Source organism: Periweissella ghanensis (genome assembly GCF_918814755.1).
Taxonomy (GTDB): domain Bacteria; phylum Bacillota; class Bacilli; order Lactobacillales; family Lactobacillaceae; genus Periweissella; species Periweissella ghanensis.
In genome coordinates this window covers 1-20927 of sequence record NZ_CAKKNT010000032.1, presented here as the reverse complement: position 1 = coordinate 20927, position 20927 = coordinate 1, and the positions used below count along the sequence as shown (strand labels likewise).

Here is a 20927-nt window from a genome sequence, read left to right as displayed (position 1 = left end):
TGTAATAGTTGAATATTTTTGGAGGATTACCCAAGTCTGGCTGAAGGGAATGGTCTTGAAAACCATCAGGTCGGGAAACCGGCGCGAGAGTTCGAATCTCTCATCCTCCTTATTGATACACTTTAATAATATTATCGCGGGATGGAGCAGTTCGGTAGCTCGTCGGGCCCATAACCCGAAGGTCGTTGGTTCAAATCCAGCTCCCGCAATCGTTAAAAAGACTAGGCGCTTGCTTAGTCTTTTTTTGTATAAATTTATAGCCATTTAACGATTTATTTTTGAAAAAAATAAAAATGATAGTTAAGAGCCGTGTTTTTTTGATATAATATTTACCTAGTTAGGTATAACTGAAAAGGGGAATTAAAATGCAATTACGCCAAAATATTTACCGTCGTAAATTTAAAATAAAACCAAGCATGGTAATTATTAGTACCTTGATTTTAGTGATTATTGGTATCGTAGTGGTGTTTCAAATTGCTTTGAGTCCTGCTAAAAGTGCCCAAAACACATACACCGCGATTGCAAAAGTAAATGGTATTACGCAAACGAATACGTTTCTGGTTTCAAAACGTGCTAAGGTTTATTATTCGGTTATAGGTAAGAATAGTAAACAACAAAATATTGCCGTTATCATGCAAGCTAATAACAAAAAATTTAAACCAGTTGTCTTAAAAATGGCCAACGGTTTATCAGAGTATCAAGTACGCAGTTTAGTGCAGCAACGATATAATCCACGGAAAGTCTATTCCGTTGCACTGACGATCTATGAAGGGGCACCGGCTTGGGATGTATCGTATTTAGATCAAAAGCATAATCTTAGTTATGCAACAATTCAGTTTACAAATGGAAAACAATTGAAATTAATTCAAAACTTGTAGAGGTACATTTTAAATGTTAAAAAGTATCGATTGGACGGGTTATGTCAATCTGGTGGTCATTACATAGCAGATAGTGTAATGACCCCAAAATAACCAAGAATATCAATTTAAAGGATGAAAAAAATGGAAAGTATTAACATTATTGATGCAGGAAAACATGTTGATGAAGAAGTCGTGATTGGCGCTTGGTTAACAAATAAGCGTTCTAGTGGTAAAATCGCGTTCTTACAATTACGTGATGGTTCAGCTTACTTCCAAGGGGTGGTCATTAAAGCCAACGTTGCGGAAGAAATTTTTGAATTAGCTAAAGAATTAAAGCAAGAAACTTCAATTAAAATTACGGGAACAATTCATGAAGATCAACGATCACACTTCGGTTATGAAATTGAAATTTCAAATATTGAAGTGATTGGTGAATCTGATGAATACCCAATCACACCTAAAGAACACGGTACTGATTTTTTGATGGATAACCGTCATTTGTACCTTCGTCACCAAAAGCCATTTGCTATCATGAAAGTTCGTAACGAAATTATTCGGGCAACTTACGAATTCTTTAATAACGAAGGCTTTACTAAATTGGATGCCCCAATTTTAACTGGTTCAGCACCCGAAGGAACCACTGAATTATTTGAAACTGATTACTTTGGTCAACCAGCGTTCTTGTCACAAACAGGACAGTTATACGCTGAAGCAGGGGCGATGGCCTATGGTAAGGTCTTTACTTTTGGTCCTACTTTCCGTGCTGAAAAATCAAAGACGCGTCGTCACTTAACTGAATTTTGGATGATTGAACCTGAAATGGCGTGGATGCACCAAGAAGATAGTCTTGAACTACAAGAACGTTACATTGCGTTCTTAGTCCAAAACGTGATTGATCACTGTGCTTACGAATTGAAATTACTTGATCGTGATATTGAAACACTTCGTAAATACACACAATTACCATTCCCACGTCTTTCATATGATGATGCCGTTGAGTTATTAAAAGAAAACGGCTTCGATGTTGAATGGGGTGTCGACTTTGGTTCACCTGAAGAAACATTCTTGGCTAACCACTTTGAAAAACCAGTCTTTATCGTTAACTTCCCGAAAGCAATTAAAGCCTTCTACATGAAACGCCACCCACTTCGTGACGATGTTGTTATTTCAGCTGACTTGCTTGCACCAGAAGGTTACGGTGAAATCATTGGTGGTTCAGAACGTGATACTGATTACGAATACTTAAAAGCACGTATTGAAGAACAAGGTTTGAGTCTTGATGAATACGGTTGGTACTTAGATTTACGTAAGTATGGTTCAGTGCCACACAGTGGTTTTGGTTTAGGGCTTGAACGTGCCGTTACTTGGATTACTGGAACTGAACACATTCGTGAAGCAATTCCATTCCCTCGGACAATTACACGGATTCGTCCATAATTAAAAGCATTGCAAATAACATGGTAGATTCTTTTTTGAATCTACCATGTTTTATTATTATAATGAGTAAAATGAATGGAGGGGCACAAATGAAACCAGACGCTATGGAGGCATTTATTAAAGCCGGTAGTGTAACCTTAAGTAGCTATCTCTTAGAACACTATCAAGATATCGGGATGAATAATGATCAATTACTCGTATTTATCCAATTAAAAAAAGCTCTTGAACGTGGGCAAGACTTACCTGATTTAACCCTAATTGCTAAATACTTGCGGATGACTAAAAATACGGTTGCAAATATCCTTCAAAGCATGGTAAATGCCGGTTTTGCGGAAATTAAAATGAGCAGTAATGAATTTGGGCAAAAGATTGAACAACTCAATTTTGATGGTTTGTATACTAAGTTATTAGGCGAAGTAAAAGCAACGCCAGCCATCATTACTCCCCAACAATCAAAGCAAGCAACACGCCAGGAAGTATTTGCAACCATCGAAAGTGAGTTTAGACGGCCGTTATCAACGTTTGAACTACAAACGGTAAGTAAATGGTTGGATGATGAGAACTATATCCCAGAAACAATTTTAATGGCCTTAAAAGAGGCCGTCTTAAATAACGTTTATAATTTCCGCTATATTGAACAAATTTTGGTGAGTTGGCGTCAAAAAAATATTCAAACTGAAAATGATGTTGCCCAAAATCGGAATGCCCGTCAACAAAAAATGAGTACCGAAAAAGCTCCTGAAAATATGCGTATTCGCAACATTCCCTATATTGATATTATGAATCTAGATAATAATTAATCATAAATATACAAAAAAGCTCCTGAAGAAATCATCTTCAGGAGCTTTTTACTAACCAATACCGGTGGTGATTGAGTTCAGTCGTGGGATTTGGTTAAGATTACTGAATGTCAGCAGCGACCATGTGTTGAGCATAGTCATTAATCGTGTTTAAAAGCGATGGTAACGTCGCTGATGCAAACGGTGATTCAATTTCACATAGTTTTAAGAGGTTCAATAAACTGTCTTGTGAACTATTTTTGGCAAATTGGAGATACTTATTCATAACTTCTGAATCACCTTGTTCAGCATTTGGTTGCCAGAATTGCATCCCAATGATAATGCTCAAAAGATTATCTAAGGCGGCATCTGGTTGACAAATTAAGGTCGTATCTAATAACCAAGTTGGTAAATTAGGCGTTTGCTTCAGTTGGTTAGGCCAAAGCGTATTAAGTTCATTAATTGAAGGCGTCTGTGATTGATAGAAATTAGCCGCAAACTTAATTTGGTTTGCATGATAAGTTAAAGCCGCTATGTTCTGCGTGATCATATCCTTCCGATAGCTAGGGGCATCATTGCCGACTAAGTGATGTAACCATGGCCAACAAATAAATTCAAATCCTTTAGCTAAGGCCGCTTGAGTATCATGGAAAGAAAAAATCAAGTTACCAGATTTAAGGCCGCGAATTGAAAAAGCTTGGAAAGCCCGCCCAAGTTGATTAAGTAAGACATCAGTTTGGGTTGGTAAGCAATCAAGATTAATTGTAATTTCCGGTAACTGTTTACTAATCACAAATGTTGCTAAACTTGGTACTTTGCAATGGATGTTATTTGTAAACGTTAAACTTTCATGTTCAATTAGATAGTCATAAAAACGTTGGGTTGCGGGATCAAGGGCCGCAAGTAACGTTTTTAAGCTACTAGTGATTGTTTCAGCAGTTGGTGTAGCTGATTGTTGGGGCCAATTAGTTGGTGTGAGTTTAATGGGCATAGTCGTTAAGATGGTGTCACACAATGATAAAACTTCCGTTAGTGAGTAATCAAAGTGATTGTGGGCCGCCATACTAAACTCACTATATGAAGCATAACCAAGGGCAAACGCTTGTTGGTTACGATTTTGGATAAGTTGTTCAAAGAGGTTTATTAATTTAGTTTGGTGGTTAACTAGGAAGGCTGCAACAGTATCCCCAATTACTGTTTGTTCACTAGCTGAGAAAGTAGTCAACTTTTGTAAGGCCGCCGGCAATGATAAAATATGTCCCCCCATATTAATCGTGGCTGTGGCGACGATACCTTGATATTCATTAAGGATTGCTTGTTCGGCTAAGAGCAAGTCATCGATATCACTAGAATATGTTTTAAGTTGATTTTCGGCCAATTTGAATTTCGCTAATGGTAAGGCGATTTCTAATTGATTACGAAATTTTGATTTAACTAAACTATTGGCAAAGCGGTAAGCTAAATCTTTTAAAAGTGGTAATTGTAACCGCCAAACTGCTAATTCATTAATATATACTTCATCAGCAGGATTTTGTGTTGCCAAAGTTTGCAAAATTTCGTAGGTTGATATTAGGGAGTCGTTGAGATTATCTAGATTTTGCACAGTCATTTGGGCAATGTTAACCGATTCAGCTTTTTTAAACTTTTGAACGGCATCAATGTATTCTAAACGAAGGGCATCAAAATCTGGTCGAACATACTGTAGCGCTTGTAATTTTTGGGCCATAATATTCTCCTAAATTCTAATATTCTTTTAATCATACCATAACTAACGATGGGAAATAACTGATTAACTAAAAGAAAAAAATGATTTTACGATTTAACTAGCTTAATAATGGTGGGAAAGCTATGGTAAACTGACTATATCAAAACAGCAAAAAGGGGTAAAAATTATGGAAATTCGGCCAGCACGGCTGACGGATCAAGCTAGTATTAGTCGCTTAATCCTCACAATTATTGATCAAATGGCGTTAACTGAACTACAAACAATGGACGTAACCGAAAAGTTGGCGGTCCTGAGTAAAGGGTATAATTTACAAAAGTTACTCGCTTATACCAATGTGATTGTTGCTGAAATTGATGGAATCGTTGCCGGAATGAGTTATTCATATGCGGCTGACGTTGAAATGCAAACGCGAACGGACATTTTAGCCGGTACTAATGGAATTGATTTACATCCCAATCAAGAAGCATGGCCCAATGAATGGTATTTAGAAATGTTATCCGTGGATGAAAACTATCGCGGCCATGGGATTGGCCAAGCTTTAATGATGGCAACCACTACGCTTGCACATGCCGAGGGTTTTACAAAAATTAGCTTAAACGTTGATAATGAAAATCCGCGAGCTGAAAAGCTATATTTAAAACAAGCTTTTGTGACCGAAAAGCAAATTATGATTGGTGATCATAAATATAAACATATGGTAAAAACCTTGAATTAAAGACTTTCACGTACTTTAGGTCAATTTTTATAAATTTTTTTGTGTAAATGTTTGACATTCTTTGACTAAAGAGTATTATATTAATTGTTAGCACTTGAAGGTTATGAGTGCTAAAGTGAGGTGAAGGGTATGTTAACGGATCGCCAGAAATTAATTCTCCAAGCGATTGTACTTGCTTACACTGAAACCGGACATGCGGTTGGTTCTAAGAAACTCGTTGAAATGCTAAGTATAAGTGTTAGTTCCGCAACGATTCGCAATGAAATGGCAACTTTAGAAGAAATTGGTTTAATTCAAAAAGAACATACAAGTTCTGGCCGAATTCCATCATTAGCTGGTTATCGGTATTATGTTGATCATTTAAAACACCGGGATATTCTCGTTGGTAAAAATGATTTATCAATGATTCGCCAATCACTTGATGGCTCGTATGCCAAGGTTGATGAGATTATTGCCAATTCAACGAATATGTTGTCAGAATTGACTTCATATACTGCACTTGCTATTAAACCTGAAATTAGCGATGTCCGCTTATCGGGTTTTCGGCTCGTCCCACTTGGGAATCATCAAGTGCTTGCCATTTTGGTGACTGATAGTGGTGAAGTTGAGAGCCAACAATTTGCAATCGGCAAAGATGTTAGTGGTGAGCAGCTAGAAGCGATTGTGCGGATAGTTAACGATCAATTAGTCGGCCAACCATTACGGGTGGTGCTCCAACGGTTACTAACGGACATTCCGACGCAAATTACGCAGTACTTAGAAACCCCGGATGGTTTTTTACAAACGTTTGGCCAAGCATTAGATCGGGCAACATCTGATCAGTTCTTTGTCGGAGGGCGGTTAAATCTACTTGATTTTAGTAGTATTGACAACCCCACGACCATTAAGGACTTATACCAGTTGTTAAGTAATAAAACTGATATGCATGATATGATGCTACCAAACCAAGATAATACTGAAGTCTCAGTTAAAATTGGGGATGAAATTGCCAATGATTTGTTAAAAAACTATTCATTACTAACAGCCACTTATGATGTTGGTAATCATGGGCGCGGAATGATTGCGATTCTTGGTCCGACCAGGATGTCGTATTCACGGACGATTGGTTTACTTGGAGCATTTAAACAAGAGCTAACAAACAAACTAATTAATTATTATCAATTTTATGATGAGTAGGAGGTGCTAGATGGCCGAGGAAAAAAATCGCGTAGACGAACAAGTTAACGATACTACGCAAGCGACTGCAAGTGAAAATGTTGAGGGTAATGCCACACCAGGTGCTGAAGCAGACGCAACAGTTGACCAAAACACACCAGAAACAAATCAAATTGCAGATTTAGAAGCTCAATTGGCTGCAATGGAAGATAAATTCCTACGTAGCCAAGCTGAAATTGCGAACATGCACACTCGTTTTAAGAAGGAACAAGAAACCATGCTTAAATACGAGGGCACGAAATTAGCCAAAGCGGTTATTCCGGCGGTGGATAATTTAGAACGGGCCTTAGCAGTGCCAGCAGAAGGTGAAGCCGCTGAAAAGTTAAAGACCGGTGTTGAAATGGTTTTAAAAACTGTTAATCAAGCACTTGAAAGTAACGATATTAAAGCAGTCGGCGAAGTTGGGGAAAATTTTGATCCAACTTGTCACCAAGCAATTCAATCGGTCCCAGCTGATGAGCAACATCCAGCAGATACGATTGTTAATGTGCTTCAAAAAGGTTATATGTTAAAAGACCGTGTTCTCCGACCAGCGATGGTTAGTGTAGCACAATAAAAAATTTGAAATTTTATTAAATAAATTTTATTAAACGAGGTAAGGATATAATGTCAAAGATTATTGGTATTGATTTAGGTACAACTAACTCAGCTGTTGCAGTCTTAGAAGGTGGTAAAGCAAAAATTATCACTAACCCAGATGGTAACCGCACAACTCCATCAGTAGTAGCTTTCAAAAATGGTGAAACCGTTGTTGGGGATACTGCTAAACGTCAAATGGTGACTAACCCTAATACAATTGCTTCAATTAAGCGTCACATGGGTGAAGCTGGTTACAAGGTTGATGTTGAAGGTACTTCATACACCCCTGAACAAGTTTCAGCAATGGTCTTACAATACATCAAGAAATACGCTGAAGATTACTTAGGTGAAGAAGTTACACAAGCCGTTATTACTGTTCCTGCTTACTTTAACGATGCTCAACGTCAAGCAACTAAGGATGCTGGTAAGATTGCTGGTTTACAAGTTGAACGGATTATTAACGAACCAACTGCCGCTGCGTTAGCTTACGGTATGGATAGTGATGATCGCGATGAAAAAATCTTAGTATATGACCTTGGTGGTGGTACTTTTGACGTTTCAATCCTTGAATTAGGGGATGGTGTCTTTGACGTTCTTTCTACTAATGGTGATACACACCTTGGTGGGGATGACTTTGATAACAAGATCATTGACTGGTTAGTTGCTGATTTCAAGGCCGAACACGGAATTGATTTATCATCAGATACTTTGGCAATGCAACGTTTGAAGGATGCCGCTGAAGCAACTAAGAAGACACTTTCTTCTTCAACTGAAGCGCAAATCGACTTACCATTTATTGCATCAAGCAACGAAGGTCCATTGCACATTCAAACTTCACTTTCACAAGCGAAGTTTAACCAATTGACAGTTGATTTGATTGAACGTGCTGAAGAACCTGTTCGTAACGCCTTGAAGGACGCTGGTCTTACAATGGCTGATATTGACCAAGTTATCTTAAATGGTGGTTCAACACGGATTCCAGCTGTGCAAGAATCAGTTCGTAAGTTAACTGGTAAGGAACCATCACACTCAATTAACCCTGATGAAGCTGTTGCCCTTGGTGCAGCCGTGCAAGGTGGAGTTATCACTGGGGATGTTACTGATGTGGTTCTTCTTGATGTGACACCACTTTCACTTGGTATCGAAACAATGGGTGGAGTATTCACTAAGTTAATCGACCGTAACACAACGATTCCAGTTTCTAAGTCACAAACATTCTCAACAGCCGCTGATAACCAACCAGCTGTGGATATCCACGTGTTGCAAGGTGAACGTTCAATGGCCGCTGATAACAAGACTTTGGGTCGTTTCCAATTAACTGACATCCCAGCCGCTCCACGCGGAATCCCTCAAATCGAAGTTACTTTCGACATTGATAAGAACGGGATTGTTAACGTATCTGCTAAGGACCTTGGTACTAACAAGGAACAAAAGATTACAATCAAGTCAAACTCAGGTTTAACTGATGAAGAAATCGAACGCATGATGAACGATGCCAAGGCTAACGAAGAAGCCGATGCAAAACGTAAGGAAGAAGTTGATTTACGTAACGAAGTTGATCAATTAATCTTCCAAACTGAAAAGACATTAAAAGAAGTTGGCGACAAGTTACCAGAAACGGATACTGCCGCAACTAAGACTGCGCTTGAAGAATTGAAGAAGGCGCAAGCAGATGATAACCTTGATGACATGAAGGCTAAGAAAGATGCTTTAAGTGAAGCCGCTCAAGAATTAGCTGTTAAGTTATACCAACAAGGTGAAGCCGCTCAAGGCCAAGCTGGTGAAGCTGACGGTAAAGCCGCTGACAACAACACGGTTGATGGTGACTTTGAAGAAGTAGATCCTAAGAAGTAATTATGAATTGACCTGGTGGGTTTGGGAGCTTTCCCAAGCCCGCTTTGTCTATCACGTATTTAGGCATGCGATGTAGTAGGAAGGGATGAAACGATGGGCAATAATCCATATGAAACATTAGGTGTTGATAAGGGCGCCTCACAAGACGAAATTAAAAAAGCATACCGTAAGTTGTCAAAGAAGTATCACCCAGATATTAATCATGAAGCTGGTGCTGAAGATAAATATAAAGAAGTTCAAGAAGCTTACGAAACAGTTGGTGACGAACAAAAGCGGGCGAACTTTGATCAATACGGTTCAGCTGATGGTCCCCAAGGCTTTGGTGGTTTTGGTGGCGGCCAAGGTGGTTTCGGTGGTCAAGGCGGCTTTGGTGGCTTTGAGGATATTTTTGGACAAATGTTTGGGGGCGGTGGTAGCCGCCGTCGCGATCCAAATGCCCCACAAGTTGGTGATGACATTGAACAAGTTGTTAACTTAACGTTTGAAGAAGCCATTTTTGGTAAAACTGTTAATCTTAAGTATCAACGGGATGAAGAATGTGAAACTTGTCATGGCTCAGGTGCTAAGGCGGGGACTTCACCAGTAACTTGTCACAAATGTGGTGGTTCTGGGGTAATTAATGTTGTCCAAGATACTATGTTTGGGCGTATTCAAACCCAAGCAACCTGTGATGTCTGTCACGGAACTGGTAAAGAAATCAAAGAAAAGTGTGAAACTTGTCATGGTACTGGTCACACGCGTGAAATGCACGCCGTTGATTTACCAATTCCAGCCGGGGTCGAAGATCATGTCCAAATGCGGTTCTCAGGTCAAGGTAATGCCGGGGTTAACGGTGGTCCTTACGGAGACTTGTATGTAAGCTTTAATATTGCAAGTTCACCAGACTTTGAACGTCAAGGGGCCGACATTTACAGTACGCAAGGTTTAACGTTCTCACAGTTAGCTTTAGGTGATGAAGTCTTAATTAAAACCGTTCATGGGGATGTTAAGATGAAAATTCCAGCTGGAACCCAACCAGGCACCAATTTCCGCTTACGTGGTAAGGGGGCACCTGTGTTCCGAGGCCACGGTAATGGTGATCAACATGTGACGGTGACAGTTAAGGTGCCAACTAACTTGAACAAGGGCCAAAAAGAAGCCTTGAAAGCCTTTGCGATTGCTAGTGGTGATAAAGCACCCAAAACGGGATTCTTTAAGTAAATAAAGGTCTAATAAATTAGAGCCGAGCTAAAGCCTTTGAAAATTTATATTTTCAAAGGCTTTTTTGCGGTTAAAAATTAAATAAGCCTGTCAGTTGGTTTTAGATGAATTAAATTCATGTATCGATTGAATAACAGTCGTTTGATTCATGTTGAGATAAACGCTACACTAATATTATCGATAAATTAGAGAGTAGGATATCAATTATGGATAAACAAGAAGTAGAAATGGCGCGTGACCTTAAAGGCCGTCATATTCAACTAATTGCCCTTGGTGGGACAATTGGAACGGGCTTATTTATGGGAGCAGGTTCATCAATTAAACTTGCTGGGCCTGGAATTATTTGGATTTACATGTTGACGGGAGTGTTTGCATTTTTAATTATGCGGGCTTTAGGTGAATTATTACTTTCCGATACAAGTCAACACAGTTTTATTAACTTTATTGAAAAATATGTAGGGGTGGATGCAAGTTACATTGCTGGTTGGACCTATTGGGTTAGTTGGATCACAATTGCCATGGGTGACTTAACAGCGACTGGAATTTATATTCAATATTGGTTCCCAAGTATCCCGCAGTGGATTCCTGATTTAGTATTTCTATTAATTATTTGGGGTTTGAATTCAATTACCGTTAAAGCGTTTGGTGAAACTGAATTTTGGTTTGCGATGATTAAAATTGTCGCTATTATTGGCTTGATTGTCTTAGGAATCGTCTTAATTGCGGTGCACTTTAAAACGCCAATGGGCCATGCATCATTAAGTAATTTAGTTAATCATGGTGGTTGGTTCCCAACGGGCCCTAAAAATGCCATTTTAGCCTTTCAAATGGTTTTCTTTGCCTTTGTCGGGGTTGAAATTGTCGGAGTAACCGCATCTGAAACTAAGAATCCTAAGAAAATCATTCCCAAAGCAATTAATGACATTCCAACACGAATCATGTTATTTTACGTGGGTTCATTACTTGTAGTTATGAGTATTTACCCATGGGTTAACTTCTCAGGTGCTGAATCACCATTTGTTAAGGTGTTTGCAGCGGTTGGAATTCCAGCCGCGGCCGGCATTATTAACTTTGTGGTCTTAACTGCTTCAGCTTCAGCGCTTAACAGTTCCATCTTTACGACAAGCCGCATGATTTATGCATTAACTAGTGAAAATAACTATTTCCATAAATTATCACGTGCTCAAGTACCAAGTCGTGCCGTTAACTTATCAGTAGCGATTATCAGTTTAGCGGTGGTTTTAAATGGGGTGCTCCAAGGTAAAGTCTTTGGCTTTATTACGAGTGTTGCTACGACTACGTTTATTGTGATTTATGCCTTAATGATTATTGCCCACTTACGATACAAAAAAACCGTAACCAAACCATTGGCTTCTGACGCCTTCAAAATGCCCGGGGCACCATTTACAGATTATTTAATCTTAGCATTTTTAGCGTTTATCTTTGTTGTCTTGTTTATGCAAACTACGACCATGTATGCCGCTTTAGGAACAATAATTTGGTTTATTGTCCTAATTTTATGGAGAATTAGAGAGAAAAAGCGTAATATTTAAAAAATGTTCGTAAAAATCATTTACAAGTACCTTACATTCATTCTACAATAGAAACTAATGATTTTTTAATTTTTTAATGTGTAAATAGAGGAGCGGATTAGATGAAGATGAATAAGAAGGTAATGCGGGTCTCGTTAGGCTGGCGCATTTTAATTGGCCTAGTTGTCGGGATAATTCTTGGAGTTATTTTTTATAAGAATCAAGGCTTTACGACCTTCGCTCAAGGCGTAGGAACATTTTTCATTAACATGATTTCAATGATTGTGTTACCAATTGTTGTGACTAGTTTAACGGTTGGGATTGCTAACATTGGTGATCTTCACAAATTGGGTCGTGTTGGTGGTAAGACGATTTTGTATTTTGAAATTGTTTCTACAGTCGCTTTGATTTTAGGGTTGTTGGTCGCCAACATTACTGATATTGGTCATTTTGTAAATCTAAAGGGCTTAGAAGCCGCTGATATTTCAAAATATGTGGCAACAGCAAAAGTTGCTAGTCACAATGGCCTTGGTTCAATTATTATGTCAATTGTGCCAACTAATATTTTTGCCGTTTTAAGTGAAGGTAATATGTTACCAGTTATCTTCTTCTCAGTATTTTTTGGTCTTGGAATTTCTGCCATTGGCGAACGCGGTAAGATTGTCATCGATTTCTTACAAGCGGTATCAGAAGTGATGTTTAAAGTTACAGGCTGGGTTATGAACTTTGCACCATTCGGGGTGGCAGGTTTAATCGGAGTTACGGTTGCCCAACTTGGTTTGGCTTCATTAAAACCATTAGGGCTCTTTATTGGAGTCGCCTACTTAACAATGGCGATTTTCATCATCGTAATCCTTGGGGCCATCGCTGCGGTGTACAAGATTAATATTTTTGATATTTTAACGGTCTTTAAAGATGAATTGGTATTGGCTTTCTCAACGGCTAGTTCAGAAGTTACATTGCCTAAATTGATTGAAAAGACACAAAAATTAGGGGTTTCAAAAGGGGTTGTTTCATTTGTTATCCCAACTGGATATACTTTTAACCTCGATGGTTCAGCAATCTATCAAGCTTTAGCAGCGGTCTTTATGGCCCAAGCCTACCACATTAACCTGTCAATTGGGCAACAACTTACGTTATTAGTTGTCTTAATGGTATCTTCAAAAGGGATGGCTGGGGTGCCAGGAGCATCATTTGTGGTCTTATTGGCAACGGTCTCAACAATTGGTGTTCCAGTATCTGGTTTAGCTTTAATTGCCGGAATTGATCGCTTAGTCGACATGGGTCGGACAGCGGTTAACGTGGCTGGTAATGGTTTAGCAACGCTTATTATTGGTAAATCTGAAAAAGAATTTGATCATGATAAATATGTTGAATATGTAGCAAGTTACAAAAAGTAAATAGTAATCCAAAAAGTCGAACGGCATTAACGTTCGACTTTTTTGTTGTTCTAGCAATAATTAGGTCCCTTTTATTAATCTTATTAAATATTAATAACTTAAAGTGTTACAATTAATGCGTAACTCTAAATATAGATCTTAAAGTTATATTTATAAGGATTAATGACAAAAAGACTTTATTGTACATTTACATAATTGGCAGGGATGCGTTTAATGATAACAAAATAAAAATGGTATAATATTTAATTATTGATGTTGGGAGGTAAGGATGGATAAAACGATGATACGCCAAAAGTCACAGACCATTTTGCAGCAATTAACACCGGCGAATAAAGAACATATTATGGCGGATAATTTACGGCAACTTGAGCAGTTAGCAGCATGGCAAGATGCACAAACAATTGGGATAACTTTTAGTATGCCAACTGAGTTACCGACGCAAATGATTATTGAAGCGGCGTGGCAAGCAGGTAAAGCAGTCTATTTACCTAAATGTTTACCGGCACACCAGTTAGCGTTCTTACCCTACCAAAGAACTGATCAATTAGTTAAAAGTACCTTTGGTATCTGGGAGCCAACTGGATCAAAGCCATTAAACATTGATAATCTTGATTTGTTGATTGTGCCAGGACTGCGATTTGCGACCACTGGAGGTATGCGCGTTGGCTTTGGTGGTGGCTTTTATGATCGCTTATTAGTCCAATTTAAAGGGCCGACCATCGCCTTAACAACTAGTAAATTAGTTGTTACAAAACCAGATTGGCCGATTGAACCGTTTGATCAGGCGGTTGATAAAATACTTATTGGAGCAGAAATATATGCAAATAACAACTAAAAAACCGTATGTTACATACGTCCTAGTTACCATTAATGTTATCGTTTTTGGAATTATGACTTTAAGCGGCGGTACGACAAATATTGCCAACCTTTTAAGGTTTGGTGCGAGCTTTCAACCATATATTTTGGCCGGACAATGGTATCGGCTTGTGACCCCGATGTTTATTCACATTGGGTTTGAACATTTATTTTTAAATATGCTAACCCTTTATTTTTGTGGGATTTTTTTAGAACAATTATTTGGTTGGTGGCGGTTTACGTTGATTTACTTTATTGCCGGAATTGGTGGTAATTTACTAAGTGCAGCTTTGGCACCAACGACCGTTTCGGCAGGAGCATCTACAGCTATTTTTGGGATGTTTGGGGCTTTTGTAATGTTAGGACTGGTCTATCGTGAGTCTGAGTATTTTCAGGCATTAGGACGCCAGTTTGGCATCTTGATTATTTTAAACTTGGCCTTTGCGTTTTGGCCAGGAACTGGGATTGATATTTTAGGTCATATTGGGGGCTTAATTGCGGGCTTCTTAGCGGCATTAATGGTTGGGACCCCCGTAGTCTTTGGACCTAATAAGCGGCCTTATCAGTTAATGGGTCTAGCAGGATTAATAATTTATACGATTGCGACTAGCTGGTGGTTAATCAACGGCTAAAAGGAATAGGTTAAGTAAATGAATACGTATTATGATATTTTACAATTTTTAAAACAATTTGATGTGTACATTTATGTCGGAAGTCGGCTTGGTGACATTGAATTAGCCGCACTTGAAATTGATAACTTGTATCATGCCGGCGTGCTTGATGAGAAGCGCTATGCTAAATTTAAATTGATTTTACGCCATGAACATACACTAGAAGAACAACGGCAAAAAGCTAAAATTTAACGATCAAGGACGTTGAGCAGGTTACGATTGATCAGCAAAAGACTTAGGCTACTAAATTTATGGTCCTAGGTCTTTTTTGCTAATACTAGATTAATTGGTCGTAAGGCTGATAACGTGACAAATCTTTACAAAGAATGCTTAGAAATGCACTAATAAAAAAATTATAATATAATTAACACGAGCATAATGCTTTTATTGAAAGGTAGGGGAATACAGTGAATAAACAAAATTTAGTAATTGGTGCCTATGAGGGATTACCGATTGAAGATTCGCGGAGTTTAGAATATATTGAGCTACCAATGTCAGAACCAGTTGGTCATGATGTGTTAGTTAAAATTAAGGCGGTATCAGTTAATCCAGTTGATACTAAATTACGCCAAACCCTCGTAAAAACCACGATGCCCAAAATTTTTGGTTATGATGCTGTCGGTGAAGTTGTGGCCGTTGGTCAAGATGTTACTAAGTTTAAAACTGGTGATCGCGTTTTTTATGCTGGTGATGCGACCCGGGATGGTAGTAATGCCACCTATCAAATTGTACGTGAAGAAATTATGGCTTTAGCACCGACTACTTTATCGGATGCCCAGGCTGCAGCGATGCCGTTAACCGCGTTAACCGCGTATGAGTTACTATTTGAAAAATTACACTTAATACCACAACCAGATGCCCATGATGGTGAAACAATCTTCGTCATTAATGGGGCTGGGGGAGTTGGGGCAGTCTTAATTCAATTAGCAAAATGGATTGGGATGACGGTCATTGCCACGGCTTCACGCCCCGAAACGCAAGCCTTTGTTGAAAAAATGGGGGCGGATTATGTTGTTAATCACCGCGGTGATTATGTAAGTACCGTCCAAGCATTAGGGTTTGAGACGGTTGATAATGCGGTCATTTTGAACGCAACTGCGATGCATTTTACGAAGGTTGCTGAATTGATTGCCCCTTTTGGTCAAATTGGAGCGATTGCAGCCAGTGATGAATTATTACCGATGAATCTCCTCAAAAATAAAAGTGTGAGCTTTAATTGGGAGTTTATGTTTGCCAAGACACAATATGATTATCAAATTGAATCACAAGGTGAATATTTACAACAAATTGCCGAATTACTCGATACTAAAGTTATCCAAACTACCCTAACAAAGGAATTAGCAGGAATTACATTGGCAAATTTGAAATTAGCCCATCAAATGCTAGAAGCTGGCCAGATGATTGGTAAATTAGTCCTAACAGAACCAGTGCAATAAACTGATATAAAAAAGTAAAAAAAAGATAATTATTTTTTAATGAAAGCGCTTTACAAATTATCCGAAATTAACTATTATTTACTTATGTTCATGAATAAGTGAGCAAAGGAAAGGAAGGAAATTAACATGGTCGGAATTATTATTGCAAGCCACGGTAAATTTGCCGAAGGTATCAAGCAGTCCGGACAAATGATTTTCGGAGAACAAGAAAAGGTTCAAGTAGTTACTTTCATGCCTGATGAAGGGCCAGATGATTTAATGGCACATTTAGATCAAGCGATTAAAACATTTGATGAAGGTGATGAAGTATTATTCTTAGTTGACTTGTGGGGTGGTTCACCTTTCAACGCAGCTAATCGCATTCAAGCGGTAAATCCTGATAAGACAGCAATTGTTACGGGACTTAATTTGCCAATGTTGATTGAAGCATATGGTGCGCGTTTCTCAATGCAAACCGCTGAAGAAGTTGCGCACTACCTTGTCGGGGTGGCCCGTGATGGTGTGAAGAGTGTTCCAGAAACCGCTGAAGCACAAGCACCTGCTGCCATGGCACCTGCCGCTGATGATGCACCAAAGGTATCAGCCACAGCGCCGGCTGAACATACTGGTAAGATTGAATTTGATGTCCGGTTAGTTCGGATTGATTCACGATTATTACATGGTCAAGTTGCAACTGCCTGGACTAAATCAGTAGGGCCAAATCGGATTATTGTGGTATCAGATGGAGTATCACATGATGAATTACGGAAAACTTTGATTACCCAAGCGGCACCATCCGGGGTCAAAGCTAACGTTATTCCAATTGATAAGTTGATTGAAGTATACGATGATCCACGTTTCCGTTCAGTTAAAGCATTATTCTTATTTGAAAATCCACAAGATGTTAAACGAGTTGTGGATGCCGGCGTTGTTTTTGACGAAGTAAACATTGGTTCAATGTCATTTAGTGATGGTAAAACAATGGTTACCAACACAATTGCGGTTGATCAAAATGATGTTGATACTTACAAGAGCATGGCTGAAAAAGGGGTTAAGTTCGAAATTCGTAAAGTGCCTTCTGATTCAAGTGAAGACTTGTTTGCAGTCCTTAAGAAAAAAGGCATGGCCTAAGTTAGCTCACTCGATGGAACTTATTTAATTACTTAGTTTTTATAATTTATTTGGAGGAATTATTATGTCAGCATTTTTTGTTGTCTTGTTTGCCTTCTTAGCCGGGGTTGAAGGGATTCTTGATGAATTCCAATTCCACCAACCAATTGTTGCTGCTTCATTAATTGGTTTGGCTAATGGACATTTAATGGAAGGGGTTGTTCTTGGTGGAACACTCCAATTGATTGCTTTAGGTTGGTTTAACGTTGGGGCCGCGGTTGCCCCTGATGCGGCTTTAGCATCAGTTGTATCAGCTTACTTGGTTACTGGACCAGCGCAAGTTGACGTCCACACAGGGATTGCGGTTGCGATTCCACTTGCCGTTGCCGGACAAGTATTAACGATCTTTGTTCGGACCCTTACAGTTGCCTTGGCTCACACGGCTGACCGTTATGCCGAAAAAGGTAGTTTACGCGGGGTTGAATTTGTCCACGTGGCGGCCTTAATTATTCAAGGTCTTCGGATTGCCATTCCAACGATGATTGTTATGGCTGTTGGGGCTGGTCCAGTGCGTGATGCCCTTGGAGCAATTCCTAAGGTTATCACTGGTGGTTTAGGTGTTGCCGGTGGATTTATCGTGGTTGTTGGTTACGGAATGGTTATTAGTATGATGGCGACCCCACAATTATGGCCATTCTTCTTCCTTGGTTTTGCCCTTTCAGCTGTTACCCAATTGAACTTGATTGCAATGGGTATTATTGGGGTTGTGATTGCCTTACTTTACCTTCAACTTTCACCTGAATTCAATGGTCGCGGTGGTGGTTCATCAAATGGTGGCTCATCAAACGGTGGTGACCCCATTGATGATATCTTGAATAACTACTAAGGAGGAATGCAATCATGGCTGATAAAGAAAAAAAATTAACAAAACGCGATTTAATCGCTGTTTGGTGGCGTAGTTTCTTCCTTCAAGGTTCATGGAACTACGAACGGATGCAAAACCTTGGTTGGGCATACGCAATGATTCCAGCGATTCGTCGCTTGTACAAAACAAAAGAAGAACGTGTTGAAGCTTTGAAGCGTCACTTGGAATTCTTTAATACCCACCCATACTTGGCATCACCAATCCTTGGGGTTGAACTTGCCTTAGAAGAACAACGCGCCAACGGGGCCGACATTACTGATGAAACCATTAATGGGGTTAAAGTTGGGATGATGGGACCACTTGCTGGGGTCGGTGACCCAGTGTTCTGGGCAACTATTCGTCCAGTCCTTGGTGCTTTCTGTGCTTCACTTGCCTTAGCTCAAAATGTCCTTGCACCAATTATCTTCTTCGTTGTTTGGAATGCGATTCGGATGGGTTTCCTCTGGTACACTCAATCATTTGGTTACAAACAAGGGGTTAACATCACGCAAGATTTATCTGGGGGGATGTTACCAAAAATCACTCAAGGGGCTTCAATTCTTGGGATGTTCGTTTTAGGGGTTTTGGTTCCACGTTGGACTACGATGAACTTTGTGCTCGAAGTTTCAAAAGTTAAAAACCAAGCCGCAAACGTAGTTGATTTGAACAAATTAACTGATGCTGCTAACAATGGTAAGTTGCATGTTGATCAAGTGCGTAACGTTATTGATCAAGTTGTTGCTGGTAAAACAGTTGACACTTTCAAGATTACAACCTTACAAGACACTTTGAACTCACTTCTTCCAGGACTTGCACCATTACTTCTTTTATTCATCGTCCTTTGGTTACTTAAACGTAAAGTTAACCCAATCTGGATCATCTTCGGTTTATTCATCGTTGGTATTCTTGGATTCTGGGCTGGTATCTTAGGCTAATAAAAAAACCGGGCAACCGGTTTTTTTTATGCTTTGGATACGAAAAAAATGCTAAAATGATAATAAATTAATAGATTGGGGCTGGCTAAATGGAAGTGTTAAATCGACAAGTTGAGTTAGAAGTTAAGGCTAATTCAATGTATACGTCAATGATTCCGAAACCAGGGGTCTTGTTCATTGGTGATCGGGGCCTTGAATTTCGTGGTGAAGGACAAGGTTATATTCAAATTCCTTATAAAGAAATTGTGGGAGTGCGGGCGCAATTGTTTTTTGGCCGGCGATATGTTCGGGGCTTTTTTGTAGATACTAAAACTGGCTCGTTTAACTTTGTTGTCAGTAAAGGGCGTGTAGCCTTACAAACAATGGGCAAGCATTTGCCACATAATATTTTTTCACGAAATGTTAGTTCATTTGAAAGCATATTTAAAAGGATAACCAAAAGGTAAGATTATATGTATCAATCAAGAGTTACAAAATTAAAAAAATTACTCCAAATGAGCGAATTAGACGGTATTATCATTGCCAATGGCGACAACATGCGCTATTTAAGTGGTTTTCTTGGTGGTAATGGCGATGGCCTAGTCGTGGTGTCACAAGCTGGCTTAAGTGTCATTACGGATGCACGTTACGAAGAAGAATTAGGCCAATTAATGGATGACGATGCCACTTTAGTGATTACGCGAAACTATTACCAAGCGGCGGCTGATATTATCGAAAAGCAAGATTTACAACGGGTTGGTTTTGAAGATGATTTAGCTTTTAAAATTTTTGATTTATTAGATGAATTAATTGTGGCTGAGGAATTTTTACCCGTTCCTGGAATTGTTGAAGCGATGCGTGAAATTAAAGATGCAACCGAACTAGCAGCCTTACAAAGAGCATGTGACGTGTCGATTGCTGCTTTTAATGCCGTATTACCTAAAATTAAAGTCGGGATGACGGAACTAGAAATCAGTAATGAACTTGATTATGAAGCCCGTAAACGTGGCGCACAAAAAGCATCCTTTGATACGATTGTGGCGAGTGGATGGCGTGGGGCCTTACCTCACGGCTTAGCATCAGATAAACCAATTGCAGCTGGCGAATTAGTTACGGTTGATTTCGGTTATTTTGTTGATGGCTATACGTCTGATATTACCCGGACTTTTGCTGTCGGGGCAGTCGAACCGGAATTAGAAAAGATCTATACACTTGTCCAAACCGCCCAAAAATTAGTTATTGAAGCAGTCTTTAATGGCGTGCCAAGTAGTGAGCTTGATCGGATTGGCCGTGATTATATTACTCAGGCGGGCTATGGTAAAGAATTTAATCATGGGATGGGTCACGGTATCGGATTAGCGATTCATGAAGGCCCAAACATTAGCCGGACGTTACCAGATGAAATGGTTACTAATAATTTATTAACGATTGAACCAGGTATTTACGTGCCTAATCTTGGCGGGGTTCGGATTGAAGATGACATCGTGGTAACGGAAACGGGCTACGTTAATTTGACGGCCGCACTACCAACGGATTTAATTCATATCTAAGCGTGAAATTAATGAGCATAACGATGGTAAACTAAAAATCGTAAGCATCCTTGCTTACGATTTTTTTAAACAAGTTCAACAAAAAGCAGCGCTAACAGATGCATGAACTGACCCCCATAAATTGGAGTGATGTTTTAAGCGATTAATTGGATGGCATGATTCTGGAATTCAACCGGACTCATGCCATCCAATTTTTCTTTAATTCGTTTGT

The 20927-nt window shown here is 39.2% G+C and carries 20 protein-coding genes and 2 tRNA genes; 21 read left to right on the top strand and 1 reads right to left on the bottom strand.

Annotated elements, in window-relative coordinates:
• Positions 1-20 precede the first annotated feature (20 nt).
• From LQZ76_RS08840 to LQZ76_RS08820, 5 genes are all read left to right on the top strand, one after another.
• A tRNA-Ser gene (locus LQZ76_RS08840) sits at positions 21-110 on the top strand.
• A 25-nt stretch (positions 111-135) separates the two neighbouring features.
• Positions 136-209 (top strand) — tRNA-Met (locus LQZ76_RS08835).
• Positions 210-365: 156 nt separating this feature from the next.
• Positions 366-878 (top strand): cell wall elongation regulator TseB-like domain-containing protein, encoded by a 513-nt coding sequence (locus LQZ76_RS08830; protein ID WP_230099360.1) that lies wholly within the window; start codon positions 366-368, stop codon positions 876-878.
• Between the two features lie 123 nt (positions 879-1001).
• Positions 1002-2297, top strand: coding sequence for an asparagine--tRNA ligase (gene asnS, locus LQZ76_RS08825; RefSeq protein WP_230099359.1), 1296 nt, complete (start codon positions 1002-1004; stop codon positions 2295-2297).
• An 89-nt stretch (positions 2298-2386) separates the two neighbouring features.
• Entirely contained in the window at positions 2387-3097 is a 711-nt protein-coding gene (locus LQZ76_RS08820; protein ID WP_230099358.1) for a DnaD domain-containing protein, read from the top strand.
• A gap of 100 nt (positions 3098-3197) precedes the next feature.
• Here the strand turns inward: LQZ76_RS08820 and LQZ76_RS08815 are convergent, their stop codons facing one another.
• Complete coding sequence (locus tag LQZ76_RS08815; protein WP_230099357.1) at positions 3198-4802, bottom strand: gluzincin family metallopeptidase; 1605 nt, start codon at positions 4800-4802, stop codon at positions 3198-3200.
• 166 nt (positions 4803-4968) lie between these two features.
• Here LQZ76_RS08815 and LQZ76_RS08810 point away from each other — a divergent pair, with 166 nt between their 5' ends.
• The 16 genes from LQZ76_RS08810 to LQZ76_RS08735 all read left to right on the top strand — a co-directional run bounded on the left by LQZ76_RS08810 (position 4969) and on the right by LQZ76_RS08735 (position 20716).
• Positions 4969-5517 (top strand): GNAT family N-acetyltransferase, encoded by a 549-nt coding sequence (locus tag LQZ76_RS08810; protein ID WP_230099356.1) that lies wholly within the window; start codon positions 4969-4971, stop codon positions 5515-5517.
• 129 nt (positions 5518-5646) lie between these two features.
• The gene (gene hrcA, locus LQZ76_RS08805; RefSeq protein WP_230099355.1) at positions 5647-6693 is read left to right on the top strand and encodes a heat-inducible transcriptional repressor HrcA; all 1047 of its coding nucleotides are present in this window, start codon (positions 5647-5649) and stop codon (positions 6691-6693) included.
• A 10-nt stretch (positions 6694-6703) separates the two neighbouring features.
• On the top strand, positions 6704-7288 hold the full coding sequence (grpE, locus tag LQZ76_RS08800) for a nucleotide exchange factor GrpE (protein WP_230099354.1): 585 nt from the start codon (positions 6704-6706) through the stop codon (positions 7286-7288).
• A 50-nt stretch (positions 7289-7338) separates the two neighbouring features.
• On the top strand, positions 7339-9165 hold the full coding sequence (dnaK, locus tag LQZ76_RS08795) for a molecular chaperone DnaK (RefSeq protein WP_230099353.1): 1827 nt from the start codon (positions 7339-7341) through the stop codon (positions 9163-9165).
• Between the two features lie 93 nt (positions 9166-9258).
• Positions 9259-10365, top strand: coding sequence for a molecular chaperone DnaJ (gene dnaJ / locus LQZ76_RS08790; protein WP_230099352.1), 1107 nt, complete (start codon positions 9259-9261; stop codon positions 10363-10365).
• A gap of 206 nt (positions 10366-10571) precedes the next feature.
• Complete coding sequence (locus LQZ76_RS08785; protein WP_230099351.1) at positions 10572-11918, top strand: amino acid permease; 1347 nt, start codon at positions 10572-10574, stop codon at positions 11916-11918.
• Between the two features lie 101 nt (positions 11919-12019).
• Entirely contained in the window at positions 12020-13297 is a 1278-nt protein-coding gene (locus tag LQZ76_RS08780) for a dicarboxylate/amino acid:cation symporter (RefSeq protein ID WP_230099350.1), read from the top strand.
• Positions 13298-13565: 268 nt separating this feature from the next.
• Positions 13566-14132, top strand: coding sequence for a 5-formyltetrahydrofolate cyclo-ligase (locus LQZ76_RS08775; protein WP_230099349.1), 567 nt, complete (start codon positions 13566-13568; stop codon positions 14130-14132).
• Positions 14116-14784, top strand: a complete 669-nt coding sequence (locus tag LQZ76_RS08770; RefSeq protein ID WP_230099348.1) for a rhomboid family intramembrane serine protease — start codon at positions 14116-14118, stop codon at positions 14782-14784. Before LQZ76_RS08775 ends, LQZ76_RS08770 begins: the two co-directional genes overlap by 17 nt.
• Positions 14785-14802: 18 nt before the next feature.
• A complete protein-coding gene (locus tag LQZ76_RS08765) occupies positions 14803-15015 on the top strand; it encodes a YqgQ family protein (protein WP_230099347.1) in 213 nt (70 codons plus the stop codon).
• A gap of 215 nt (positions 15016-15230) precedes the next feature.
• On the top strand, positions 15231-16259 hold the full coding sequence (locus LQZ76_RS08760) for a zinc-binding alcohol dehydrogenase family protein (protein WP_230099346.1): 1029 nt from the start codon (positions 15231-15233) through the stop codon (positions 16257-16259).
• Positions 16260-16385: 126 nt separating this feature from the next.
• On the top strand, positions 16386-17369 hold the full coding sequence (locus LQZ76_RS08755) for a mannose/fructose/sorbose PTS transporter subunit IIB (protein ID WP_230099345.1): 984 nt from the start codon (positions 16386-16388) through the stop codon (positions 17367-17369).
• Between the two features lie 61 nt (positions 17370-17430).
• Positions 17431-18234 (top strand): PTS mannose/fructose/sorbose transporter subunit IIC, encoded by an 804-nt coding sequence (locus LQZ76_RS08750; protein WP_230099361.1) that lies wholly within the window; start codon positions 17431-17433, stop codon positions 18232-18234.
• Positions 18235-18248: 14 nt separating this feature from the next.
• Positions 18249-19187 (top strand): PTS system mannose/fructose/sorbose family transporter subunit IID, encoded by a 939-nt coding sequence (locus tag LQZ76_RS08745; protein ID WP_230099344.1) that lies wholly within the window; start codon positions 18249-18251, stop codon positions 19185-19187.
• A gap of 89 nt (positions 19188-19276) precedes the next feature.
• Entirely contained in the window at positions 19277-19633 is a 357-nt protein-coding gene (locus tag LQZ76_RS08740) for a DUF956 family protein (protein ID WP_230099343.1), read from the top strand.
• A gap of 6 nt (positions 19634-19639) precedes the next feature.
• Complete coding sequence (locus LQZ76_RS08735; RefSeq protein WP_284706005.1) at positions 19640-20716, top strand: M24 family metallopeptidase; 1077 nt, start codon at positions 19640-19642, stop codon at positions 20714-20716.
• The last annotated feature ends 211 nt before the right edge of the window (positions 20717-20927 follow it).

Bases quoted from the DNA above. Each gene is read 5' to 3' on its own strand.
- LQZ76_RS08830 (WP_230099360.1), top strand. From the start codon at position 366: ATGCAATTACGCCAAAATATTTACCGTCGTAAATTTAAAATAAAACCA.
- asnS (WP_230099359.1), top strand. From the start codon at position 1,002: ATGGAAAGTATTAACATTATTGATGCAGGAAAACATGTTGATGAAGAA.
- LQZ76_RS08820 (WP_230099358.1), top strand. From the start codon at position 2,387: ATGAAACCAGACGCTATGGAGGCATTTATTAAAGCCGGTAGTGTAACC.
- LQZ76_RS08815 (WP_230099357.1), bottom strand. From the start codon at position 4,802: ATGGCCCAAAAATTACAAGCGCTACAGTATGTTCGACCAGATTTTGAT.
- LQZ76_RS08810 (WP_230099356.1), top strand. From the start codon at position 4,969: ATGGAAATTCGGCCAGCACGGCTGACGGATCAAGCTAGTATTAGTCGC.
- hrcA (WP_230099355.1), top strand. From the start codon at position 5,647: ATGTTAACGGATCGCCAGAAATTAATTCTCCAAGCGATTGTACTTGCT.
- grpE (WP_230099354.1), top strand. From the start codon at position 6,704: ATGGCCGAGGAAAAAAATCGCGTAGACGAACAAGTTAACGATACTACG.
- dnaK (WP_230099353.1), top strand. From the start codon at position 7,339: ATGTCAAAGATTATTGGTATTGATTTAGGTACAACTAACTCAGCTGTT.
- dnaJ (WP_230099352.1), top strand. From the start codon at position 9,259: ATGGGCAATAATCCATATGAAACATTAGGTGTTGATAAGGGCGCCTCA.
- LQZ76_RS08785 (WP_230099351.1), top strand. From the start codon at position 10,572: ATGGATAAACAAGAAGTAGAAATGGCGCGTGACCTTAAAGGCCGTCAT.
- LQZ76_RS08780 (WP_230099350.1), top strand. From the start codon at position 12,020: ATGAAGATGAATAAGAAGGTAATGCGGGTCTCGTTAGGCTGGCGCATT.
- LQZ76_RS08775 (WP_230099349.1), top strand. From the start codon at position 13,566: ATGGATAAAACGATGATACGCCAAAAGTCACAGACCATTTTGCAGCAA.
- LQZ76_RS08770 (WP_230099348.1), top strand. From the start codon at position 14,116: ATGCAAATAACAACTAAAAAACCGTATGTTACATACGTCCTAGTTACC.
- LQZ76_RS08765 (WP_230099347.1), top strand. From the start codon at position 14,803: ATGAATACGTATTATGATATTTTACAATTTTTAAAACAATTTGATGTG.
- LQZ76_RS08755 (WP_230099345.1), top strand. From the start codon at position 16,386: ATGGTCGGAATTATTATTGCAAGCCACGGTAAATTTGCCGAAGGTATC.
- LQZ76_RS08745 (WP_230099344.1), top strand. From the start codon at position 18,249: ATGGCTGATAAAGAAAAAAAATTAACAAAACGCGATTTAATCGCTGTT.
- LQZ76_RS08740 (WP_230099343.1), top strand. From the start codon at position 19,277: ATGGAAGTGTTAAATCGACAAGTTGAGTTAGAAGTTAAGGCTAATTCA.
- LQZ76_RS08735 (WP_284706005.1), top strand. From the start codon at position 19,640: ATGTATCAATCAAGAGTTACAAAATTAAAAAAATTACTCCAAATGAGC.